1 protein-coding gene is annotated in these 1,862 nt (G+C 37.2%); it reads right to left on the reverse strand.

Annotated elements, in window-relative coordinates:
* Window positions 1-1,862, reverse strand: a 1,862-nt coding sequence (locus tag KK060_RS24780) for a hypothetical protein (RefSeq protein WP_254157965.1), incomplete at both ends; no start/stop codon positions are given.

Raw genomic sequence — 1,862 nt, forward strand, 5'->3', positions numbered from 1 at the left:
CTGTTTGTGATCGCCTGTTCTACCTGCTGATCAATCGCTGCCTTTACTGCCTGTGTGCTCGCTTCAGCACAAGTCTCTGGTTGAGGATCAAATACGATATCTTCTAACCCAACAGGTACTGTTACCCCCTGTTGTGGTGTGGTGAAGCGGAAGCAGAGGGAGCGCGCAGTAGGACATTTATCAGAATTATACTTACCTAAAAAATAATTACTGCTTCTAACATTAAGACCATCTAAGTCATCAACAGTTAATCTATCTAAATCGCCGGCTACGTTTTCAGTCGATCCAATAAGTACATATTTATCAGCCAAACTCTCCACGAAGAGGGACTCGAAATAGTCTATCTTTAAATTCACACCCTCAATTACTTGGCTAGTTAACGTTTTTAAATCTTTATCAAACTTTAAGATTGCATACTGTGCTATGGAAACAGAAGATGTCGTAGTTTTAGTTACTAAATAAAGAATGCCATTTCGTTCATAATAAACTACATCTCCAAGATCAGAATTTATGTCTAAGTTATAGATGTGGTTCCAAATAACAGAACCGTTTAAATCCATCTCAATAACCCCTTCCTGATTAGACTTCAACAAAGAGTATGTGTTATTGAGGTGGTTCGTGAAATCTTTTTGTGTTGGAATAAGTAATAGTGAATTTTGCAATCCAACAAATACGAAGTCTCCATAAGGAGAGGCAGGATTAGAAAAGGACTTATGCCAAGCATAACTTCCATTCGAATTGAACTTTACAATGATTTCAAAAAAACTAGTTTTATTAAAAGTTTCAAGGATAGTTCCATTTCTTTTAATTTTTAATGGAAGTACCTGTCCCGTAGATGTTGATGCGTTATAAATTCCACAAACAAAATAAACATTTCCTTTTCCGTCTAAAACTAATCTAGGAACTCCATTATGTGCTATTGAATTATACTCAAACTCTACTAGCTCACTTATCCAAATTACATTTCCTGTTGGATCAACCTTAGTAATTTGCACTCTATTGCTTTCAGGGTCATTTAGATAAACTCCCTGATTTCCCACTTCGCAAATAGACAAATAATAAGCGTTACCCAGATCATCTGCAATAGCGGATGAATTAAAAATGTTGGGTTTAGTCGCAGATCTAATCCAGACCAACTCACCATTGGCACTTTCAATTGAGCCTGCAATACCCCTTTCATCGGGAGATAATGTTAGGCGATCAATACCTTCGTAAGTAATAACAGTAGGATATTGTGCACGCCCTCCCACGTTGAAAACGAAAAAAACTCGACCGTTTAAAATATTAAAGTCATTAATAGAAAGCGTCAGATCTGCTTCACTATTCTGCTGAAAAGTTGGATTTGAATTTATAGACGTAATCTCTAAAAAATTCGATATTGAAGCTGTTGCTGCGTTTAATATAACTTTAGCATCAAATTTTCTATACCAAATTACTTGTCCCGCCTTGCTGAATTTAACCAAATGTAAATCTCGATCGGAAGAACTATTGTTTGATGGAATTGATACTCCATTATTTAAAGTGGTAGGATAAAATGCATAGAAGAAAGCGTAAATATTTCCTTCAAAATCAAAGCGGTAGTCTATTAAAGTATTTAGTTGATTTTGGCTTCCCGGGCTTCCGGCAAGAAGGGTTTTCACAAACTGCCAATTGAAGCTGGAACCAACTCTCACATTCTCCCACCCTGTACTACAACTTTGCCCACTCTCCTTCACCTCCACTTCAAAATCATAAGTCAGCGCTTTGGTGATCTTTTCCCATTCCTGAGGTGTCCCATACGCTTTCACTTTCATTGGACTGCCTGCCTGGTCTTGCAGTGTGGGTGTTAATGGTGTATTACAATAATTGTCAATACAGTTTTG

Source organism: Chryseosolibacter indicum, assembly GCF_018598585.1.
Classification (GTDB): domain Bacteria; phylum Bacteroidota; class Bacteroidia; order Cytophagales; family Cyclobacteriaceae; genus Chryseosolibacter; species Chryseosolibacter indicus.